This window comes from bacterium (genome assembly GCA_037128595.1).
In the GTDB taxonomy this organism is placed as follows: domain Bacteria; phylum Verrucomicrobiota; class Kiritimatiellia; order CAIKKV01; family CAITUY01; genus JAABPW01.
The window spans coordinates 45,336-65,099 of the sequence record JBAXWB010000012.1 but is presented as its reverse complement, the minus strand read 5'-3'; the positions used below and the strand labels follow the sequence as shown (position 1 = coordinate 65,099).

The following is a 19,764-nucleotide window of genomic DNA, read 5'->3' as shown; positions in this document are numbered from 1 at the left end:
TGTCTATAGAAACACCTCCGCCATAATGGCACCCTCTTTTGTTTTTAGAGAACCCGTTGACGACAAGGAAAGATAACCATGAAGCAGATCAAGATATTCCTGAATGAAGATGAAATGCCCCGCCAGTGGTACAACATCGCCGCGGACTTCCCTCATGCCATGCCTCCGCCGATCACGCCGGACGGCAAGCCGTTAACCCCCGAGATGCTGGCCCCGGTGTTCCCCATGAACCTGATTGAACAGGAAGTCAGCACGCAGCGGTGGATTGATATCCCTGACGAAGTCCTGCAAATCCTCTGGCAGTGGCGCCCCAGCCCGCTTTGCCGCGCTTACCGGCTTGAGCAGGCCCTCAAAACCCCGGCCAAGATCTACTACAAGAATGAAGGGGTGTCGGCCCCCGGCAGCCATAAGCCCAATTCCGCCGTACCCCAGGCCTATTACAATAAAGTCTTCGGCATTAAACGGATCACTACGGAGACGGGGGCCGGCCAGTGGGGCTGTTCGATCGCCATGGCCTGTCAGATGTTCGGTCTGGAATGCAAGGTCTACATGGTAAAGGTCAGCTTCGAGCAGAAGCCGTTGCGCAAAATCATGATGCAAACCTGGGGCGCCCAATGCGTGGCCAGCCCCAGTCCGGAAACCAATGCCGGCCGCACCATTCTGGCCAGCGACCCCAACTGCCCGGGCAGTCTGGCCATCGCCATCAGCGAAGCCATTGAGGACTGCGTGACCCACAAGGACACCCGCTACGCCCTGGGCAGCGTGCTGAACCATGTGCTGTTGCACCAGACCATCATCGGACTGGAAACCAAGAAGCAATTCGAGAAAGTCGGCCTTTATCCGGATGTGGTCATTGGTTGCGCCGGGGGCGGCTCCAATTTCGCAGGCATGGCGTTCCCGTTCCTGGCCGACAAAATTGCCGGCACCCGGAATCCAAAGGTCATCGCCGTCGAGCCTTCGGCCTGTCCCAAGATGACCAAGGGCACCTTCGCTTATGATTCCGGGGATGTGGCCATGATGACGCCCCTGCTGCCGATGTACAGCCTGGGCCACTCCTTCGTACCGGCCCCGATCCATGCCGGCGGCCTCCGCTATCACGGCATGGCCCCCCTGGTCAGCCACGCCTTGCGCGAAGGCTTGATTGAAGCCCGCGCGATTCCCCAGCTGGAATGCTACCGGGCCGCCATGGCGTTCACCCGGGCGGAGGGCTTTATCCCGGCCCCCGAGACTTCACACGCCATCGCCATGGCTATCCGCGAAGCCAATCTGGCCAAGGAAGAGGGCAAGGAGAAGGTCATCGTCCTGAACTGGTCCGGCCACGGCATCATGGACTTGAGCGGCTATCAGGCCTTCTTTGACGGCAAGTTGACGGATTACGAGATGTCGGATGCCGAAATTGCCAAAGCCCAGGCCTGCCTGAAAGATCTCCCGAAACCGCCCCCACTGCAGTAATACCATGCAAGAACATTACCCATTTAACGAGATTGAGCCCAAGTGGCAGAAGTATTGGCAGGATCAGCAGGTATTCAAGGTGGACACCTCGGTCCATCAGAAGAAATACTACTGCCTGACCATGTTTCCCTACCCGTCCGGCACCATGCATGTCGGGCATGGCCGCAATTACATCATCGGCGACGCAGTAACCCGCTACAAAATGGTCCGCGGCTTCCGCGTCCTGTCGCCCATGGGCTGGGACGCTTTCGGGCTTCCTGCTGAAAATGCCGCCAAACAACGCGGGGTTCATCCCAAGGAATGGACGTACAGCAATATCAAGCAGATGAAGCGCCAACTCCAATCCTGGGGGATCGGCTATGACTGGGACCGGGAAATCGCCACCTGTCATCCGGATTACTACAAGTGGACCCAGTGGATCTTCCTCAAGCTTCACGAACGCGGGCTGGCCTTCCAGAAAAACGCCCCCGTCAACTGGTGCGACTATTGCACCACCCTGGCCAATGAGGAAGTCCTGGCCGACGGCACCTGCGAACGCTGCGGCCGGAAAGTGGTCAAAAAGGACCTGACCCAGTGGTTCTTCAAAATCACCGAGTATGCCGGAAAACTGCTCGATGATCTCTCCCTGCTCGACCAATGGCCGGAAAAGGTGCGCACCATGCAGGGGAACTGGATTGGCCGTTCCACCGGCGCCCGGGTCGAGTTTACCGTCGCGGAAACGGGGGATCCCTGCCCGGTCTTCACCACCCGGCCTGACACCATTTACGGGGTCACCTTCATGGCGCTGGCCCCGGAACATCCTCTGGTTGAAAAGTTGCTTCGCGCCAATCCGCGCGCCGCCGAGATCAAGGCCTTCGTGGAGAAGGAGAAAATGGTCTCCGCCGCCGAACGCGCGGATGATTCCACCAAGAAAGAAGGCGTGTTCACCGGCTTTCATGTCCGCAACCCCTATAACGGCGAGCTGGCCCCGCTCTGGATTACCAATTACGTGCTGATGGAATACGGCACCGGCGCCGTCATGGCCGTGCCCGCGCATGACCAGCGTGACTTCGACTTTGCCAAGGCCTACACCCTCCCCATCAAGGTGGTCATCCAGAACCCGGACGGGACCCTTGAGGCCGCGGCCATGAAGGAGGCCTATGTCGAAGATGGGGCCATGGCCAACTCCGCGCCCTTCAACGGGCGGAATAACCGCGAAGCGATGACGGATATCATTCAGCTGGCCAAGGATAAGGGCTTTGGGGATTTCACGACCCATTTCCGGATTCGCGACTGGCTGATCAGCCGGCAGCGGTACTGGGGCTCCCCCATCCCGATCATCCACTGCCCGGCTTGCGGCGCCGTGCCGGTGCCGGAGAAGGATCTCCCCGTCCTGTTGCCGGACGATGTGGATTTCAAAACTGAACGGGGCAATCCGCTATCCTTTCACGAAGGCTTCATCAACACCCCCTGCCCGACCTGCGGCAAGCCGGCCCGGCGCGAGACCGACACGCTGGCTCAGTGGATCTGCTCCTGCTGGTATTACCTCCGCTACGTCAACCCGCGCGACACCACGGTGGCCTATAATAAGAAGGACGTGGATTACTGGCTGCCGGTCGATCAATATATCGGTGGCATCGAGCACGCGGTGCTGCACCTGCTCTATTCCCGGTTCATCCTGAAAGTACTGCATGATGCCGATACCTGCTCCTTCCGCGAACCCTTCAAGGCGCTGTTCACCCAGGGCATGATCTGCAAACGCAGCGAGAAGGATGGCCAGCTTTACAAAATGTCCAAATCCAAAGGCAACGTGGTCTCGCCCGACGAACTGATCCGCGAGTATGGGGCCGACACCGTCCGGCTCTATACCTTGTTCATCGGACCGCCCGAGAAGGATGCCGAATGGAGCGACACGGCCGTAGAGGGCTCATTCCGGTTCCTGCGCCGGATCTGGCGCCGGGTTTACGAGACCCACGCCCTGCTCCAGGCCTCCGCCACGCTGAAAACCGATCTCTCCACCATGGAGACACCGGAACGCGATCTTTACCGGAAATTGCATGAGAGCATTGCCAAGATCACCCACGATCTGGAAGGGGCGTTTCAATTCAATACCGCCATCGCCCAGATCATGGAATTAATGAATGCGGTGGATGCCATGAAAGTGGATGCCACCAGCAGCGAGCCCTGCCGGGCCGTTTACCGGGAAACGATTGAAACCCTGGTGGTATTGATCTCCCCGTTCGCGCCACATGTCGCGGAAGAACTGTGGGTCGAACTTGGGCATCAACCCAGCGTCCTCTCAGCGCCCTGGCCGCAGGTGAACGAAAAGGCGCTGGCCCGCGACACCATCGAAATCGTCATTCAGCTCAATGGCAAAATCAAGAGCCGCGAAGTCATCCCCACGCGTCTGTCGCCCAAGGAGATTGAGGCCCATGTCCTGACGCTGGAGCCGGTGAAGCAGATGCTGGCCGGGCTCACTATCCGCAAAGTGGTGGTCATCCCGGGCAAACTGGTCAACATTGTGGCCACGCCATGAACCGCTGGCGTATCAGGTTGCAGGAATTGACGCGGTCCACGTTTGCCCTGACGGCCGGCGAGCGCAAAGCGCTCTGCCTGGTGCTGGCGCTGGCGTTACTGGGCCTCGGCGTCAAGAGCTGGCACGCGCATCAGGAGCGGCCGGCCGCCGCCGCCCCGCCACGGTAAACCGGCTTACTGGAATTCGTTACGGGACCGCTTCTTGATAAAGAAGCTGCCGATGGCGACCACCACCAGACTGGCCGCCAGCCCGATCCCGGCGATCTTCAGCCACCCCATATGCGTCGTCTCGGCGACAGGCAGGGACTCATCGGTCACAGGCAGTGCCGCCGGCAGATTGGTGGTCACCGTATGGATGACCGGGGGAGGGGGAGGCGGCAGCGGCGGCAGGGCGGCAAACCCCTTCGACAGCAACTCCATCGCCTTGGCATCCCGCACTTTACGGTCTTTGCTGCCCAGGACCACGGCGATCACACGGCGTCCGTTTTTCTGGGCGGTCGCCACAATCGAAAACCCGCCGGCGGTGATATACCCCGTCTTCAATCCATCGCAACCCGGAAACTCATGCAACAGATGATTGTGACTGCGCATCTCGAAGGGTTTGGTATCGGGCCTGAAATTCCGGACCTGGGTCGAGGTATACTTGAGGATCTCGGGATGTTGGGCAATCAGGGCGCAGGCCAGCTTGGACAGATCACGGGCTGTCGACGTATCGCCCGCCTGTCCGGCGGCCGGCGGCAGGCCATGCACGGAATGGAAGGACGTGTTGGCCATCCCTAATTCACCCGCCTTCTTATTCATCAGCTCCACAAATCCGGCCGACGAGCCCGCCACACTCAACGCCATGGCCATGGCGGAATCGTTCGCCGACTGAATCATCAGGGCATACATGAGGTCTTCGAGGGTAAACACCTCGCCCTCCTTCAAATACACCTGTGACCCGCCAATCTTCGACGACTCCGCCGTCACGGTTACGGAATTGCTCAGGCTGATCTGCCCGGCGGAAATCTGATCCAGCAGGACCATCATATCCATGAGCTTGATGACGCTGGCAGGGAAACCGGCCGCATCGGCATTCTGCTCCACCAGAACCTGCCCGGTCGCCGCATCCACCACAATCGCACCCAGATAGGGATCGGCCGTGCGGTTCGGCAAGGTCGCCCGTCCCGAGGAGGCCGTCTTGGGTTTGGCGACCGCTTTCTTAGTGGCCTTGGTTTCCGCCAGCGCCGTTCCGCCCACCGCCAACACCCCTGCACACGCCACCATCGCCAGACACCGCATCATTTTTATTGTCGTCATTGATCCGTTTCGCTTTCACTAAATAGAATGGGCATAAAATGTAGCGCATCGCCTTTTCCCTGTCCATTGATCTTCACACAAAAGAGGAACTTCACCACTATTACTCCGGCCACTAAAAATAAGCGAAAACCAAGATTCACCCCGGAGGTACGGAGGGGGATAAGGGAGAGGAAGAAAATGTTGCGGGAATTTTGCATTCGGAGTACCGAATCCGAAATTCCCGCAACCCGTTCCTGGAGGAAGAGCAGACGAGAAGGTTTTGATGGAGCGAAGCACAACTGGAGTGGTTGCTTCTCCCTTCCTACTCCCGGAGAGGTGTTTCGCGATTTTTCAAAATGGGGTACTCGCCATTTCGAAAAATCGCGAAACATTTTCTTCCTCTCCCTTATCCCCCTCCGTACCTCCGTGGTAAATCCCTTTTGTTTCGCGGGTTTTAGACACGTCTACCCTGACACAAACGTGATCGGGTCGGGTATGTCGGTTAGCTTTTCACCGCCGGCCTCCGTGACGGCAAAGGTGTTTTCAATGCCAATGACCCCTTTTCCCGGGATCACGAACTTGGGTTCAATGGCAATGACCTGCCCGTTTTTCAGCGGGTCCTTGAATCCCTTCGCCAGGATCGGCCACTCATCCAGCTCCAGCCCGACCCCGTGTCCGACAAATCGCGACTGCTCCCCCGGCATGCCCATAAACTGCTTCCCCAGGCCCGCCTCATCCGCCATTTCCGCGGCTCTGAAATAAAGCTCCTCACAAATGGCACCCGGCTTCAATGCGCCCTGAAGGAAGGCCTGAATTTCCAGTGAGACCTCAAAGGCCTGCCGCAGGTCGGGATCCAGCGACCCCAGGACAAACACCCGGGTCATGTCCGTGATGTAGCCATTAAACACACCGGTGTAGTCCATGAAGACCGGTTCATTTTCTTTAATCACATCCCGCGAGGATCCACAAGGGGAGGCGCTCGAAAGCCCCCGCCCCGTCACCGCGCCATCAAAGGCCCCGTGGGCCGCCCCTCCGGCCGACACGACCAGCCCCAGGAAGAGCTCCTGATTGAAGGCCCGCATCCGGATCCCTCCCTCATTCCCGGCCTTGCGAAGCCGGTACTCGAATTCCGCCGCCACATCCAGTTCCCGCATCCCCACCTTCAGGAAATGCGGCACCTGGCTGAACACCCGGCCAATCTCCCGGCCACTGTGCCGCAACTGCTCCAGTTCGTAGGGAGATTTGACAGAACGGACCTCGCGATTCAACGAAGTGATATCAACAAATTCACAACCCGGCAGCAACTTGCTGTAGTAATTCAACTGCTGTACAGGGACGACATCAAACGTCAGTCCCACCTTGCGCAGGGCCTGGTTGAACGTCCCGGGGAAATCCTTGCTGGCCGGAAAGGGCCTCACATCCGCGAGGAGACTCTCTTCCCGGGCGCGGGTGAGACTCTTGCGGACCAGGAGGACGGGATCCCCTGCGGCCGGCATCCACAGCGCGGCATTCTGATTCGTGCCACAGAAATAATAGACATCGATCGGAAAAATGAAAAAGGCCCCCTCCAGCCCCTTCTCCCGGATCAACGCCTGCATGCGGGCCACCCGCTGTTTGATTTCATCATGTAACGTCATGGATTCACCTGCTTCAAGCTTTGATCAAAGGCCCACGCCACCGTCGCTTCGTAATTATTGGCATGACTGCGGCGAATACGAGAAAAAACCGCATGGGGATCAGCGAAGACCTGCGCCAGATATTCCCATTGCTCCAGCATCCTGTCCATCCGGTGCTGGGGCCCGCTCAGCCACTGACCATAGCCTTCGAACAGCCGGCCATGGAAGGCGATCAGCTGGGCACGGCGGGAATCGGATGACGGCCACGGCCTGCCCTGAATCAGGGAAGGCAGAAAAGGATTTTGCAATACCCCCCGGCCGATCATCCAGCCCGCGGCCAGGGGCAGCTGACGGCACAGGTCGAGGAAAGCCTCCACACTGGCAATATCCCCGTTGAATACAAAGGGATGCCGGCACAGAGCCAGGGCTTGAGCGGCCCTCCCGACATCCACCTCGCCCGCATACATCTGATCCGCCGTGCGGGCATGCAGGCTCACTTCTGCGAGAGGGTATTGGTTCAGCACCTCGATCACGGCCTTGAATTCATCCGGGTCATGATACCCCAAACGCATTTTCACGGAAAGGCGGACCGGTGCGTCCTTCAGGACCTCTGCCAGAATGGCATCAATCTGCTGCGCATGGGGAAGCAGCCCCGCCCCGCGTCCGCGCCCAGCCACGGTCGGATAAGGGCAACCCAGATTCCAATTCACCGTTTCATGACCGGCCTCCCTCAATTCGCGTAAGGCGGCGGAGAAGGTGGGGGCATGGTTCGTCAGCACCTGCGGGATGGTGCGTAACGCGCGATTCGTTTCAAGAGCTACCTGCCGCAATTCAGCTGGACGCAGGGGGTGCCCCTGCCGGAGTTGCAAGAAGGGGGCGACCGCCCGATCAATGCCGCTGAAACAGCGGGCAAACGCCTCCCGGTAAACCACATCGGTCACCCCACGGATCGGGGCGAGAATCAAGACAGTAGGCAGTCGGCAGTCGGCAGTTAGCGGCAAGTCACTCATAACAGGACCAACTGCTCTTCTGCCCGCTGACGACTGCCCACTGCCAACGGCTTACTGCTCACGGCCCACTGCCCACTGCTGACGGCCTTCACCCCCTCATACCCCTCATCAGGCGGGAGATGGGCCTGCTGGCGGGCGTCCACCGCCAACTGGTCGCAGCGTTCGTTCTCAGGATGTTCATTGTGACTCTTCACCCAGACGAAGTTGACGCCATGCGGTGCCGTCAGATCCAACAGTGCCCCCCACAGATCCTCATTCTTGGCCCGGTCTTTCGGCCCGCGCATCCACCCCTTGGCCCGCCAGCGTTTCGCATGGCCCTGATTAAACATATCCACGAGGTACCGGGAGTCGCTGAAAACGGTGATCGCCAGTCCAGTCCCCTGTCCCGCGGTAACCGACTTCAGCCCCTCCACGGCCGCCAGGATTTCCATCCGGTTGTTCGTGGTTTTACAAAAGCCGCCGGAGAGCTCCCGCCGCCGCCCCTGCTGAACAATCAGGGCGCCATACCCGCCCCGCCCCGGATTCGGGGAACAGGCCCCATCCGTATAAATCTCAATGACTTGGTCTGCACACATGAGGCAAGTATGACAGTGGGCGGGGAAAGAAGGGAGGAAAAAGGAGACTTCCCGCTTGACTTCCCGGCCTGAATCAATTAATGAGTGAGCGCTTACTTTTTAAAGGAACAGGATTTTTTCAATGGCGCGACCGGTATCCATACACCCTGATGCTATTCTCGAGGCGGCCCGCAAGGTCTTCATGACCCATGGCTATAAAGCCAGCACCGTCCTGATTGCCAAGGCGGCCGGCGTATCCGAAGGGTCCCTCTTCAAACACTACAAGAGCAAATGCAACCTGTTCCTCGCCGCCATGAACGCGGAGGCCGGCGAGCAGTCCTGGGGGGAATGCCTGATGGCGTCAGCAGGAAAAGGGGATATCCGCACCACGCTTGAAACCGCCGGGGGCCTCCTCCTCAATCACCTCCGGCTGATTCTCCCTCGCATCATGATGGTTTCATCGAGCGGGATCACCATTCCCAAGCATCATCAGCCCGGCCAATGTCCTCCTCCGATTCAAAAAATGGAGGTGTTATGCCGGTATTTCAACCTGGAAATCAAGGCGGGCCGCATGAAAATGGCTTCTCCCGAGATTCAGGCCCAGATCTTTCTCGGGGCGCTGTCCCACTACGCCTGGTGCGAGACCATGTTTGACTACAAGCCCGCCCCCCCCGGCGACTATGTCCATAATCTCGTAGATACTATTGTAATGGCTACTCATCCCAAACCAACGGGTCGAAAATCATGAAAACATCTCTATTCCAGGCTCTTGCGGCTACCACTCTGGCCGCCTTCATCGCTGGCTGCGTGCAGGCGCCTCCGCCGCCTTCGTCCACCACTGAATGGACCGCGCCAGAGGACGCCCAAAAACCGGATAAAGTCTGGGAAGCCGTGCGAGCGGAAACCCCGACCGACCTGTCCAAGCCGCTGACGTTAGCCGACATCGCGGATCTGGCCCTCCACAACAATGCCGCGACCAGCAAGGCCTGGCACGAAGCCCGTGCCGCCTCTGAACAGGTCCGCTACGCACAGGGTTATTTCATGCCGAGCCTTACGGCCGGAGCCAGCGCGACCCGGACCATCACCTCCGCCGATCCTGAGAGTTATGACCAGAATGTCATGAACTATGGCCCTGGCCTGCAACTGAACTACCTGGTCCTTAATTTCGGGGGCGGGCGTCGGGCAGCGGTGGACCAGGCCCTCCAGACCGTCTACGCCAGCAACTTCGCCTTCAACCGGGCGATTCAGGACACCCTGCTCACTTCGGAAATCGCCTACTACCGGGTGATTACCGCCCAGGCGGCGGTGGACTCGACCACTACCAATGCCCTGGATACCAAGGCCATTCTCGATGCCGCCACCGAACGCCGTAATGCCGGCGTCGGGGTGGATCTGGATGTGCTCCAGGCCCAAACGCTCTATGATCAAACCCTTTACGCCCAGGCCACCGCCCTGGGGCTGCAGAAGATCAGTTGGGGCCTTCTGGCCCAATCCGTCGGACTCCCGGCTGACACAACCCTCCAAATTGCTGTCCCTGGCTACACCCTGCCCACCTCGCTCTCGCATCAGGATATGAAGCGCTTCATGGATGCCGCGCTGGCACGCCGCCCGGATCTTGCCGCCTTAAGGGCCTCCCTGGCCGCACGGGAGGCGGCCATCAAGGTCGCCAGGGCCTCCCGCTGGCCCTCGCTGTATCTCAATGGCTCGGCGAATCGTAACTATTCGGAACTCTACGGACAGAGCAATCGCGCCGCCTCAGACGATGAATGGGCGTATATGGGAGGCGTGAGCCTGAAATGGAATATTTTTGACGGGTTACAGACCCTGAGCACCATCCGGACCGCCGAGGCACAAGCCGATGCCACCCGGGCACAACTCAAGGATGCGGAACTGGGCGCCAGCGCCGAAATCTGGACCCGTTTCCAAAATTACGAAACCGCCCTGAATCTGCTTGAATTCAGCCTCTCTTCCCTCAAAAGCGCCACCGCTTCATGGGAAATGGCCATGGAAAGCTACAAATCCGGCATCAAAAGCATTCTGGATGTCTTGAACGCGGAAGCTCAACTTGCCGATGCCCGCCGCCAGCAGATTGTCGCACGGCAAGAGGTCTTCACGGCACTGGCCAATCTGGCACACGCCACGGGCATCATAGAAAAAGGCGGCTCCCTTAAAACTCAGGAGGCCTTGAAAAGCAGGTTTTGACAGAGCAAAACCCTCCATGCCCGGAAATGGAGGGCGCCGCTCTGTCGGCGCCGGGTAATTAAGGAAGAGAAAAAATAATATGAACAACATTACACGTTTGACCCTAACGGCCGTCTCCCTCTCCGCCCTGGCCCTGCTCACCAGCGCCTGCGGTAAAAAACAGGCAGGCGGCCCGCCCTCGGCCCCTCCTGTCGTCGTCACCATGACCCCGGCCCTTCAGGCGGACACCCCCGTCATCATTGCCACCTACGGGACCACACAGGACAAGGAGAGCGTGGACATCGTTCCCCAGGTTTCAGGTCAGCTATTGAGTATTCTTTTTGAAGAAGGAGCCATCGTCACCAATGGCCAGCCGCTCTTCCAGATTGATCCGCGGGATTATGAAACGCGCGTTCAACAGGCCGAAGGCATGCTCGCCGCTGACAAATCCGCCCTGGAACTCGCCCGCACCACCCTCCTCCGGAATCAACCGCTTCTGGCAAAGCGGCTGATTTCAGAGGAGGTGTATGACGCCATCAAGAACAAAACCACCACACTGGAAGCACAACTGGCCATCGATCAGGCGGCCCTCACCCAGGCGCAACTCAATCTCTCGCGTTGCACGGTCGTTTCACCGATCGCCGGCATTTGTTCCAAGCGCTACGTGGATGCAGGAAATCTGGTGGCCGCCGGCGCCTCGCGCCTGACGAATGTCCGGAACAACAGCCCCCTCCGCCTGGAATGCACGGTCTCGGAGCAATACCTGCCCCAGATCCGCAACGCCATGTCGGCCGGGCCCATTCAGGTCGAAGTCACCCCGACCGGCGATACCCGCCATTACCCGGGCACCCTCTCGTTCATTGATAATGCCGTGGATGCCGCCACCGGCTCCATTCTGCTCCGGGGCGAAGTGCCGAATCCCACCCGCGCACTCTGGGCGAAGCAATTCGTAAACATCGAAGTCATTGTCACGACGATCCCTAACGCCGTCATGGTGCCGGAGAGCGCGGTCCAATTCGGAAAAACCGGACCCTATCTGTACGTCGCCAATTCCAACAGCCTCTCGGAACTCCGCCCGGTCACCATCGGCGTGCGGCACGACAATCTGCTCCAGATTTCCACGGGAGTGCATGCTGGTGAGTCGGTAATCACGTCAGGGCTCATGATGATGCGCCCGGGGGCGACCGTCATGGATGCAGCGAAGATGATGAAAAAATGAGATAAGAGATCTGAAATCTGAAATTGAAGCGAGACCCCTATGAGCTTTTCTGAAATATTTATCCGGCGCCCGGTCATGACGATTCTGCTCACCACCCTGATGGTGGTGGGTGGGGTTTGGGCTTATTTTCAACTCCCTGTCAACAGCCTGCCCACCGTGGATTACCCGGTCATTCAGGTAACGGTCGCCTATCCGGGCGCCAGCCCCGCCACCATGGCCTCGACGGTGGCCACCCCGCTCGAGAATGAATTCACCCAGATCAACGGGTTGGAATCCATGTACTCGGACAATAAACAGGGGCTTTCCACGATCACCCTCTCCTTCAGCCTGAACCGCAATGTGGACTTGATTGCCCCGGACGTGCAGGCGGCGATCACCCGGGCCACCCGGAATCTGCCTTCCGACCTGCCGAGCCCGCCCACTTACCAGAAGTTCAACCCTTCCGACGCCCCTATCTATTACCTGCTCCTCTATTCTGACATCATGCCCCATGGCGAACTGTACGACTATGCCAGCCATGTAGTGGCCCGGAAATTGAGCATGATCGAGGGGGTATCCAAGGTGGAGGCGTTTGGCGCCAAAAATGCCGTCCGCATCCAATTCAGTCCCGACAAACTGGCCTCGTATAAAATCGGCGTCGACGAACTGGCCTTGGCGCTCAAGGCCGCTACCGCCAATATTCCCGGCGGCAGCCTGAATGGCGCCCAACGCACCTTTGTGATCGAGCCCCAGGGCCAATTACGCACCGCCCGCGAATACGGCGAAGTGATCATCACCACCCGCAACGACGCCCCCATCCGGCTGAAGGACGTCGCCCAGTGCGTGGACAGCCTTGCCAACGATCTGGTGAATATCCGCTACACGACCCCAACGGAACCCCTCCGCAATAATTGCGTGGTCATGCGTCTTTCACGCGTGAGCGGGGCCAATACCGTCGCCGTGGCGAACCGCGTCACCGTGGCACTGGAAGACGCCCGACGGGAACTCCCCTCCACCATTACCCTGGTCTCCATGTTCAATGGCGCCACCCCCATCATCGAGTCCCTCCATGACGTTCAACTCACCGTGGGCATCGCCCTCCTGATGGTCATCCTGGTTATCTTCTTCTTCCTGGGCCGTGTCCGCGAAACGGTGATTCCCAGCATTGTCCTACCCATCTCGTTACTGGGCACCTGCCTGTTGATGCTGCCCTCCAGCTTCAGCCTCGATACCCTCTCGTTAATGGGCATCATCCTGGCCGTCGGGTTTCTCGTGGATGACGCCATCGTGGTGCTGGAAAACACCGTGCGTCATCTGGAGGAGGGCAAAAAGCCCATCCCCGCCGCGCTGCAAAGCATGAAGGAAATTTCGTTCACGGTCCTTTCCACCAGCGCCGCCCTGATCATTGTCTTTATGCCGTTGGTATTCATGGGTGGGGCGGTGGGCCGGAACCTGCGTGAATTCGCCCTGACCGTCATCTTCGCCATTATCGTCTCCACGATCCTCGCCCTGACCCTCTCCCCCATGATGTGTGCCCGTATCCTGCACCACGAGAAGGCGCCTAACGCCATCCAGCGGGGCATCCAGTCCTTTATTCAGAACTTGATCAACCAGTACGCCAAAGCCCTCCACTTCCAGCTCCGCCACAAATGGATCGCCCTGGTGGCCTGGGTCTTCTGCATTGTGGGCGCGGGTGTGCTGTACTTCATTCTCCCCAAAGCCTTCCTGCCCCCGGGCGACAGCAGCTTTATTTTCGGGGCCATGCTCATGCCCCAGGGTGCCTCGTCCGAGCAGATGCAGGCCTATCAAACCAAGATCATGGGCCTGTTCAAACAGGACCCGGCCATTGAACGCATGGGCAGCGTAACGGGTATCTTCCCCGGCGCCGACCAAAGCATGGGCTTTGTCTTCATCCGCCTGAAGTCTCCACGTGAGCGCGCCCCCATCGACCAGATTGCGCAGAAGCTGATGGGACAGGCCATGATGATTCCCGACGGACTGTGCGCCATGAAGGCCATGCCGGTTCTCAAGATCAGTTCCGGGGTCGACTCCACCGCCCAGGGAAGTGACTATGGCTTTCTCATCAAGGGTCTGGACCGGGATACGGTCTACAAAACAGCCTTTCAGCTTGAGCAGGAAATCCGCAAGATCCCCTTCCTGATTCCCTTTGCCACCCAGAACAGCGTCAAGCTGAACATGCCCCGCCTGACCATCGCCATTGACCGTAACCGCGCCTCGGCCCTGGGGATCACGGCCACCTCCATTGAGCAGGCCCTGGCCCTGTCCTTTTCCGGCGGTTACGTAACCCAGTTCACCACCGATCAGGATCAATACCAGGTCATTCCTGAAATCCAGAAATCCAACCAACGCCTGCCGAACGATCTAGGCCTGCTCTACCTGCGCTCGGCTTACGGCCCCCTGGTTCCCATGAAATCGATTGTCCAATGGACCGAGGAAGCGGGTCCTCAGAATGTGCCGCATGCGCAGCAACATGAGGCCGCCACCATCTCCTTCAGCCCCTTCCCGGGCGTGCCGCTGGGAATGGTGACCGCCGCGATCGAAGCCAAGGCGGCGGCCGTGCTGCCACCGAGCGTGCAAGGCTCGTTCATCGGGGATGCCGTGGAGTTCAAAAAATCCATCGCCAGCCTGGGCATCCTGCTCTTGATTGCCATCTTCCTGAAATACGTCGTGTTGGGAATGCTGTACGAGAGCTTCGTCCACCCTTTCACGATTCTCACGACCTTGCCGGTGGCCATCTTCGGCGGATTCCTGACGCTCTATATGTTTGGCAGCCAGCTGTCCCTGTATGCCTACATTGGCGTTTTCGTATTGCTCGGACTGATTACCAAGAACGGCATTCTGATGGTGGACTTCGCCCTGCAACGGAAAGCGGAGGGCATGAACAGTTATGACGCCATTCACAATGCCTGCGTGGTCCGGTTCCGCCCGATCCTGATGACCGGTTTGTGCGCCATCCTGGGCGCAGTACCGATCGCGGCGGGCTTTGGTGCCGACGCCTCAAGCCGGAAGCCGCTCGGTCTGGTGATTGTCGGCGGCATGATCTTTGCCCAGGTGATCACCCTCTTTGTGACCCCCGGCATCTATCTCTACATGGAGAAAATCCAGGACAAGTTCTATAAGAAACGGACGGACCTGGAGTAGTCTTACTTCATATCCGCCAAACGCGGAAGCCCCACATCCCGTTTCGACAGGATCGGGGTGGTAACGGGCCAGGGGATCGCCAGGGCAGGATCGGACCAGAGAATGCCCTTTTCATCCTGCGGCGAATAACACGCACTGCATTTGTACATGAAGTCCGCCTCATCACTCATCACGCAAAACCCGTGGGCAAAGCCGGCCGGAATAAAGAATTGGTGATGATTCGCCGCCGACAAGATGGCGCTCACCCATTTCCCAAAGGTGGGTGAGTCCCGCCGGATATCCACAGCCACATCAAAAATCTCACCGCTGACCACCCACACCAGTTTATCCTGCGGATTGGGTAACTGATAATGGAGCCCCCTCAAGGTTCCCTTCGTGGAGCGGGACCAGTTGTCCTGAATGAAGGGACCCGGTATCCCCGCCGCCCGGTAGGCCTCCTGCTTGTAGGTCTCCTGGAAAAATCCACGGGAATCGCCAAACACATCCGGAATGATCAACTTGACCTCAGGGATCGCCTGAGGAATAACCTGGAGCGCCATGATTACACTTCCTCCGCCATACGGATCAGGTACTGCCCATATTCATTTTTGACCATTTCCTGCCCCAGAGCCTTGAGCTGCTCACGGGTGATATACCCCATCGAATAGGCAATCTCTTCAATACAGGCCATTTTGAAGCCCTGCCGGATCTGCACGGTTTGCACATAGCTGGCCGCCTGATACATCGAGTCATGGGTCCCCGTGTCCAGCCAGGCGAAGCCCCGCCCCAGGGAATGCACCCGCATTTTTCCAGCCTTAAGATAGGCCAGATTCAAGTCGGTAATCTCCAGCTCGCCACGGGGCGACGGCTTGAGTTTGGCGGCAATCTCCAGCACCCGGTTATCATAGAAGTAGAGGCCGGGAATCGCATACTTCGATTTCGGCTTCTCCGGCTTCTCCTCCAGGGAAAGGGCTTTGCCATTGGCATCAAACTCAATCACTCCATAACGCTCGGGATCCGCCACCGGATAGGCGAAAATCAAGGCGCCCTCCTTCAACTGGCTGGCTTCCTTCAAAATGGAGGAGAAGTTGTGACCATAGAAGATGTTATCACCCAGGATCAGGGCCACCGGACTGGTGCCGACAAACTCCCGGCCGATGATGAAGGCTTGCGCCAGTCCTTCCGGCTTCGGCTGTTCGGCATAGATCAGGTTGAGCCCGATCTGCGAGCCGTCGCCCAACAACTGGCGGAAGAGCGGCAGATCATGGGGAGTGCTGATAATCAGGATATCCCGTATGCCCGCCAGCATGAGGACGGAAAGGGGATAGTAAATCATTGGCTTGTCATAAATCGGCAGGAGCTGCTTGCTCACCGCCTTCGTCAGCGGAAATAACCGCGTCCCCGATCCCCCGGCCAGTATGATTCCCTTCATAATCCACCCTCCTTATTGAATATCCTCATTCTCAAATAAAATCAGAAGATGTCGAGCGTATTGTCCACAGAACAAGATGGTTGCTGAGGTGTCAGGTTGTTAAGTTGTTGTGTAACAAAAGCCTTCGCTCATTAACTTAACAACCTGACAACTCAGTAACCTAACAACTTTCGTGCTCACCCAGCCCGGAACATCTGGCCGATCCGTTTGCCCATCAGGGCGGTGGCCAACAACAGGCCTGCCCCGAGCAGGGCCATCGCCCAGACCCCGAGCGCGGAGGCAATATTCAGCCCATTCTCCAGACTTTCGAGCAGCGCATAAATTGCCTTGGTGATGGGATAAAAGTTCTCGGACTGGGCCAGGATCAAACTGTCGGACACCTCCAGCATGGAGAAGGAGAAACAGAGGATGGCGCCCGCCAGCAAATTCGCCGAAATCAAGGGAAGCGTAATGCGCCAGACCACCCGGAACGGGGAGGCCCCGAGATTGGCCGCCGCTTCCTCATAGGTGGAACTGACCTGCTCCAGCCCGGCATGCGCGGCCCGGACCATGTAGGGCAACCTGCGAATGGCATAACTCACCGACAGCAGAATCATGGGATTCATCCGGGGATCCAGCAGGGTGTTCGGGAATGTGCCGGAAAAACACCCCATATACCCGAACGCAATCACCAGCCCCGGCACCGCGAGCGGAAGCATGGCCAGGGCATCCAACCAGTCACTCCCCCAGATCCGCTTGCGTACACATAGCCAGGCGATACCGAACCCCAACAGCAGATCCAGCACCGTCGCAATCAGGGAAAATGACAGACTGTTCAACAAGGCGGTCCGCGTCAGTTCGGAATTGAGCGCCTGCCCGAAGAACTCCAGCGTGAACCCCTCCGGCAGCACCGTCAGGAACCAGCGGTGACTGACCGACAACAGCACCACACTGATCTGCGGCAGGACCGCCGCGAACAACACGCCGCCCACCAGCAGATAGACCAGAAGCGTCCCGCGAAAGGATAAAGGGATTTCCCGGCGGGCCTGGCTCAACCGGCCCAGCGTGGCCACCGAGCGCTGGCGCGACAAGAGCCGCTTGCTGAGCCAGAACCCGAGGGCGGAAATGACCAGCACAAACGTGACCATCGCATAGCCCGAGGGATTCGTGCCGATTTCAGCCACACTGTCATAGATGGCCACCGGCAGCACCCGCCGCAACCCGAACACCAGCGGCGTTCCCAGTTCCGTGAAGGACCAGATGAACACCAGCGCCATCCCGGCAAACAAACCCGGCATGGCGAGCGGCAGGGTCACCCGCCTGAAGACCCGCAGCGGGGAGGCCCCCAGATTCAGGGCGGACTCCTCCAGCGAGGGATCAATATTGGCGAGGGCGGCCACAAGATTGAGGAATAGGATCGGAAACAGATGCAAGGTTTCCAGCAGCACAATCCCCAGGAGGGGGAAATGGCCCAGCCAGTCTACCGGCCCATTCACCAGACCGAGATTCATCATCAGGGTGCTCAAGGCACCCGCGCGCGAAAAAATGATCTTCATGCCCACGGCACTCACAAACGGGGGCAGGATCATGGGAAGCAGGAGCAAGCCCGACCACACAGCCTTCCCGTAAAAGGAGCGCCGGGCAAACAGCCAGGCCATCGGCAGCGAGACCGCGACGCAACTGAGCGTCACACAGGTCGCGATGAGAAAACTCGTCAGCCCCGCTTGGAGATGAACGGTATTCGTAAAGAGCCCGGTCACATACAACAGGGTGAACCCATGGTCGTCCCAGAACGAGCGCACGAACACATGCGCCATCGGCCAGACCAGGAATATTCCCAGTGTAGCCACAATGAGCATGACAGAAACGGGCGTGCTAAATCGAATTTTCATAGAGACAGTAACACCACATTCTCCGGCGCCACCGCCCACCACCGGCGGTCACCCTTCCTGAACCCGAGCGACCGCTGCGTCAGCACGGTGGCCTTCAGCGTCATCTCCGCCGCGAGTAGCGACACCGTCACCGTGGCGCCATTGACCCTCACCTCCGTGATGTCGGCCTCAAACGCATTGACCCCGCTCCTGGCGTTTTCCACACACTGGATATTTTCGGGTCGCACCAGACAGACCTGCGCCCCGGCAATAAATGGCGCGGCCCCGTCATTCTGCCAGACCCAATTCCCCAATTGGGTCTGGACCGTCATGCCCTTCGCCACGCCCTCGATAAAATTCGCCTCACCGAGGAAATCCGCACAAAAGACATTCGGGGGACGGGCATACAACTCCAAGGGCGTTCCCATTGCGCTCACCTTCCCGGCATGCATGACCGCCATGCGGTCCGCCAGGGCGAGCGCATCGGCCTGGTCATGGGTCACATACACAAACGTGATATTCGTATCACGCCGGAGCTTATCGATCTCAAGCCGCATCTCCACCCGCAGTTTCGCATCCAGATTGGACAAGGGTTCATCCAGCAGAATGACCGCCGGATTGAGCACCAGGGCACGCGCCAGGACCACCCGCTGCTGCTGGCCCCCGGACAACTGCCCGGGCATGCGCCCGCCCAGTCCCGCCAGCCCGACCCGGTTCAGGACATCTTGCGTCCGGCTTTCGGTCTCCTGTTTTGGCACATGGCGCTCCACCAAGCCGAACGCCACATTGTCGCGGACATTCAAGTGCGGCCAAAGCGCGTAGTTCTGAAACACCATGGGCGCTCCGCGCTCATAGGCCGGCAGTTCCGCCACATCCCGTCCATTGAAATATACCGTCCCGGAATCGGGCGTTTCGAGGCCGGCAAGAATACGCAGCAACGTGGTTTTGCCGCACCCTGAGGGACCGAGGAGAAAGAACATCTCGCCCGCGGGAATGGATAGCGACACATCATCCAGCGCCGTCACGGCCCCGAACCGCTTGACGACATGACGCACTTCAATCGCTGCAGGAATCGATTTATTCATGTTTTAACTCTCCCAGCAAAGCCCGGACACGGGTTTCCAATGCAAACAGGGCCACCTCGGGATCGAGGTCCTGAATATCCGCGACCTGCCAATACCGGACCCGATCCACCCAATGGGGAAAGCGCTGACTGATCATGGGCCGGTGCTCCCATTCATCAATGGCAATCACGACGGCGGCCTCCACCAGATCCGACTCCTGAAGCTGGATCGGCCGGCGCAGAACGGCGTCCAAAGCGACCTTGCGGGCCTTCAACCCTTTCACCGCATGAGGCGACATACTGCCCATCTCAACTGAAATCAACTCCGTAATCAGGCCCCGTGACACCGCGCGGGTGTTCACCCCGTATTGCGGCGCAAGCGTATTGAAAAGAAGCTCTGAAAACCGGCTCCGGTAATAGTTGCCGGTACAAATAAACAATACGATGTCAGACATGCGGCTCAATATCAGGTATT

Annotated in this window: 16 protein-coding genes and 1 pseudogene; 7 read left to right on the top strand and 10 right to left on the bottom strand. The window is 58.8% G+C overall.

The annotated features are described in order from the left end of the window. Window positions 1-72: 72 nt before the first annotated feature. The 3 genes from WCS52_09200 to WCS52_09190 are packed head-to-tail and all read left to right on the top strand — an operon-like array spanning window position 73 to window position 4,134. Window positions 73-1,452, top strand: a complete 1,380-nt coding sequence (locus WCS52_09200; protein ID MEI6167358.1) for a TrpB-like pyridoxal phosphate-dependent enzyme — start codon at window positions 73-75, stop codon at window positions 1,450-1,452. A gap of 4 nt (window positions 1,453-1,456) precedes the next feature. Continuing rightward, window positions 1,457-3,967 (top strand): leucine--tRNA ligase, encoded by a 2,511-nt coding sequence (gene leuS / locus WCS52_09195; protein MEI6167357.1) that lies wholly within the window; start codon window positions 1,457-1,459, stop codon window positions 3,965-3,967. Further along, on the top strand, window positions 3,964-4,134 hold the full coding sequence (locus tag WCS52_09190) for a hypothetical protein (protein MEI6167356.1): 171 nt from the start codon (window positions 3,964-3,966) through the stop codon (window positions 4,132-4,134). Before leuS ends, WCS52_09190 begins: the two co-directional genes overlap by 4 nt. A 6-nt stretch (window positions 4,135-4,140) precedes the next feature. Here the strand turns inward: WCS52_09190 and WCS52_09185 are convergent, their stop codons facing one another. The 5 genes and pseudogenes from WCS52_09185 to WCS52_09165 form a co-directional block, all read right to left on the bottom strand. Next, window positions 4,141-5,265 (bottom strand): D-alanyl-D-alanine carboxypeptidase family protein, encoded by a 1,125-nt coding sequence (locus WCS52_09185; protein MEI6167355.1) that lies wholly within the window; start codon window positions 5,263-5,265, stop codon window positions 4,141-4,143. After that, window positions 5,262-5,636, bottom strand: a complete 375-nt coding sequence (locus WCS52_09180; protein MEI6167354.1) for a hypothetical protein — start codon at window positions 5,634-5,636, stop codon at window positions 5,262-5,264. The genes WCS52_09185 and WCS52_09180 overlap by 4 nt, the downstream gene beginning before the upstream one ends. Before the next feature lie 72 nt (window positions 5,637-5,708). Then, the gene (locus WCS52_09175) at window positions 5,709-6,881 is read right to left on the bottom strand and encodes a Xaa-Pro peptidase family protein (protein MEI6167353.1); all 1,173 of its coding nucleotides are present in this window, start codon (window positions 6,879-6,881) and stop codon (window positions 5,709-5,711) included. Next, complete coding sequence (locus WCS52_09170) at window positions 6,878-7,870, bottom strand: tRNA-dihydrouridine synthase family protein (GenBank protein ID MEI6167352.1); 993 nt, start codon at window positions 7,868-7,870, stop codon at window positions 6,878-6,880. The genes WCS52_09175 and WCS52_09170 overlap by 4 nt, the downstream gene beginning before the upstream one ends. Before the next feature lie 95 nt (window positions 7,871-7,965). Further along, a pseudogene (locus WCS52_09165) lies at window positions 7,966-8,445 on the bottom strand (ribonuclease H). 121 nt (window positions 8,446-8,566) lie between these two features. Here WCS52_09165 and WCS52_09160 point away from each other — a divergent pair. From WCS52_09160 to WCS52_09145, 4 genes are all read left to right on the top strand, one after another. Beyond that, a complete protein-coding gene (locus WCS52_09160; protein ID MEI6167351.1) occupies window positions 8,567-9,172 on the top strand; it encodes a TetR/AcrR family transcriptional regulator in 606 nt (201 codons plus the stop codon). After that, entirely contained in the window at window positions 9,169-10,626 is a 1,458-nt protein-coding gene (locus WCS52_09155) for a TolC family protein (protein ID MEI6167350.1), read from the top strand. The genes WCS52_09160 and WCS52_09155 overlap by 4 nt, the downstream gene beginning before the upstream one ends. Window positions 10,627-10,705: 79 nt before the next feature. After that, a complete protein-coding gene (locus WCS52_09150) occupies window positions 10,706-11,824 on the top strand; it encodes an efflux RND transporter periplasmic adaptor subunit (GenBank protein ID MEI6167349.1) in 1,119 nt (372 codons plus the stop codon). Between the two features lie 39 nt (window positions 11,825-11,863). Beyond that, window positions 11,864-14,965 (top strand): efflux RND transporter permease subunit, encoded by a 3,102-nt coding sequence (locus tag WCS52_09145; GenBank protein ID MEI6167348.1) that lies wholly within the window; start codon window positions 11,864-11,866, stop codon window positions 14,963-14,965. Between the two features lie 2 nt (window positions 14,966-14,967). Here the strand turns inward: WCS52_09145 and rfbC are convergent, their stop codons facing one another. The 5 genes from rfbC to WCS52_09120 all read right to left on the bottom strand — a co-directional run bounded on the left by rfbC (window position 14,968) and on the right by WCS52_09120 (window position 19,744). Further along, window positions 14,968-15,504, bottom strand: a complete 537-nt coding sequence (gene rfbC / locus WCS52_09140) for a dTDP-4-dehydrorhamnose 3,5-epimerase (protein MEI6167347.1) — start codon at window positions 15,502-15,504, stop codon at window positions 14,968-14,970. 2 nt (window positions 15,505-15,506) lie between these two features. Further along, on the bottom strand, window positions 15,507-16,376 hold the full coding sequence (gene rfbA, locus WCS52_09135) for a glucose-1-phosphate thymidylyltransferase RfbA (protein ID MEI6167346.1): 870 nt from the start codon (window positions 16,374-16,376) through the stop codon (window positions 15,507-15,509). A 176-nt stretch (window positions 16,377-16,552) separates the two neighbouring features. Beyond that, on the bottom strand, window positions 16,553-18,247 hold the full coding sequence (locus WCS52_09130) for an iron ABC transporter permease (GenBank protein ID MEI6167345.1): 1,695 nt from the start codon (window positions 18,245-18,247) through the stop codon (window positions 16,553-16,555). Beyond that, a complete protein-coding gene (locus tag WCS52_09125; protein ID MEI6167344.1) occupies window positions 18,244-19,311 on the bottom strand; it encodes an ABC transporter ATP-binding protein in 1,068 nt (355 codons plus the stop codon). Before WCS52_09125 ends, WCS52_09130 begins: the two co-directional genes overlap by 4 nt. After that, window positions 19,304-19,744, bottom strand: a complete 441-nt coding sequence (locus tag WCS52_09120) for a low molecular weight phosphatase family protein (protein ID MEI6167343.1) — start codon at window positions 19,742-19,744, stop codon at window positions 19,304-19,306. Before WCS52_09120 ends, WCS52_09125 begins: the two co-directional genes overlap by 8 nt. Between the last annotated feature and the right edge of the window lie 20 nt (window positions 19,745-19,764).

Excerpts from the sequence above, each read along its gene's own strand:
- WCS52_09160 (MEI6167351.1), top strand. The coding sequence starts at position 8,567 with ATGGCGCGACCGGTATCCATACACCCTGATGCTATTCTCGAGGCGGCC.
- rfbC (MEI6167347.1), bottom strand. The coding sequence starts at position 15,504 with ATGGCGCTCCAGGTTATTCCTCAGGCGATCCCTGAGGTCAAGTTGATC.
- WCS52_09190 (MEI6167356.1), top strand. The coding sequence starts at position 3,964 with ATGAACCGCTGGCGTATCAGGTTGCAGGAATTGACGCGGTCCACGTTT.
- WCS52_09125 (MEI6167344.1), bottom strand. The coding sequence starts at position 19,311 with ATGAATAAATCGATTCCTGCAGCGATTGAAGTGCGTCATGTCGTCAAG.
- rfbA (MEI6167346.1), bottom strand. The coding sequence starts at position 16,376 with ATGAAGGGAATCATACTGGCCGGGGGATCGGGGACGCGGTTATTTCCG.
- WCS52_09170 (MEI6167352.1), bottom strand. The coding sequence starts at position 7,870 with ATGAGTGACTTGCCGCTAACTGCCGACTGCCGACTGCCTACTGTCTTG.
- WCS52_09150 (MEI6167349.1), top strand. The coding sequence starts at position 10,706 with ATGAACAACATTACACGTTTGACCCTAACGGCCGTCTCCCTCTCCGCC.
- WCS52_09145 (MEI6167348.1), top strand. The coding sequence starts at position 11,864 with ATGAGCTTTTCTGAAATATTTATCCGGCGCCCGGTCATGACGATTCTG.
- WCS52_09185 (MEI6167355.1), bottom strand. The coding sequence starts at position 5,265 with ATGACGACAATAAAAATGATGCGGTGTCTGGCGATGGTGGCGTGTGCA.
- WCS52_09120 (MEI6167343.1), bottom strand. The coding sequence starts at position 19,744 with ATGTCTGACATCGTATTGTTTATTTGTACCGGCAACTATTACCGGAGC.
- WCS52_09130 (MEI6167345.1), bottom strand. The coding sequence starts at position 18,247 with ATGAAAATTCGATTTAGCACGCCCGTTTCTGTCATGCTCATTGTGGCT.
- WCS52_09155 (MEI6167350.1), top strand. The coding sequence starts at position 9,169 with ATGAAAACATCTCTATTCCAGGCTCTTGCGGCTACCACTCTGGCCGCC.
- WCS52_09175 (MEI6167353.1), bottom strand. The coding sequence starts at position 6,881 with ATGACGTTACATGATGAAATCAAACAGCGGGTGGCCCGCATGCAGGCG.
- leuS (MEI6167357.1), top strand. The coding sequence starts at position 1,457 with ATGCAAGAACATTACCCATTTAACGAGATTGAGCCCAAGTGGCAGAAG.
- WCS52_09180 (MEI6167354.1), bottom strand. The coding sequence starts at position 5,636 with ATGTTTCGCGATTTTTCGAAATGGCGAGTACCCCATTTTGAAAAATCG.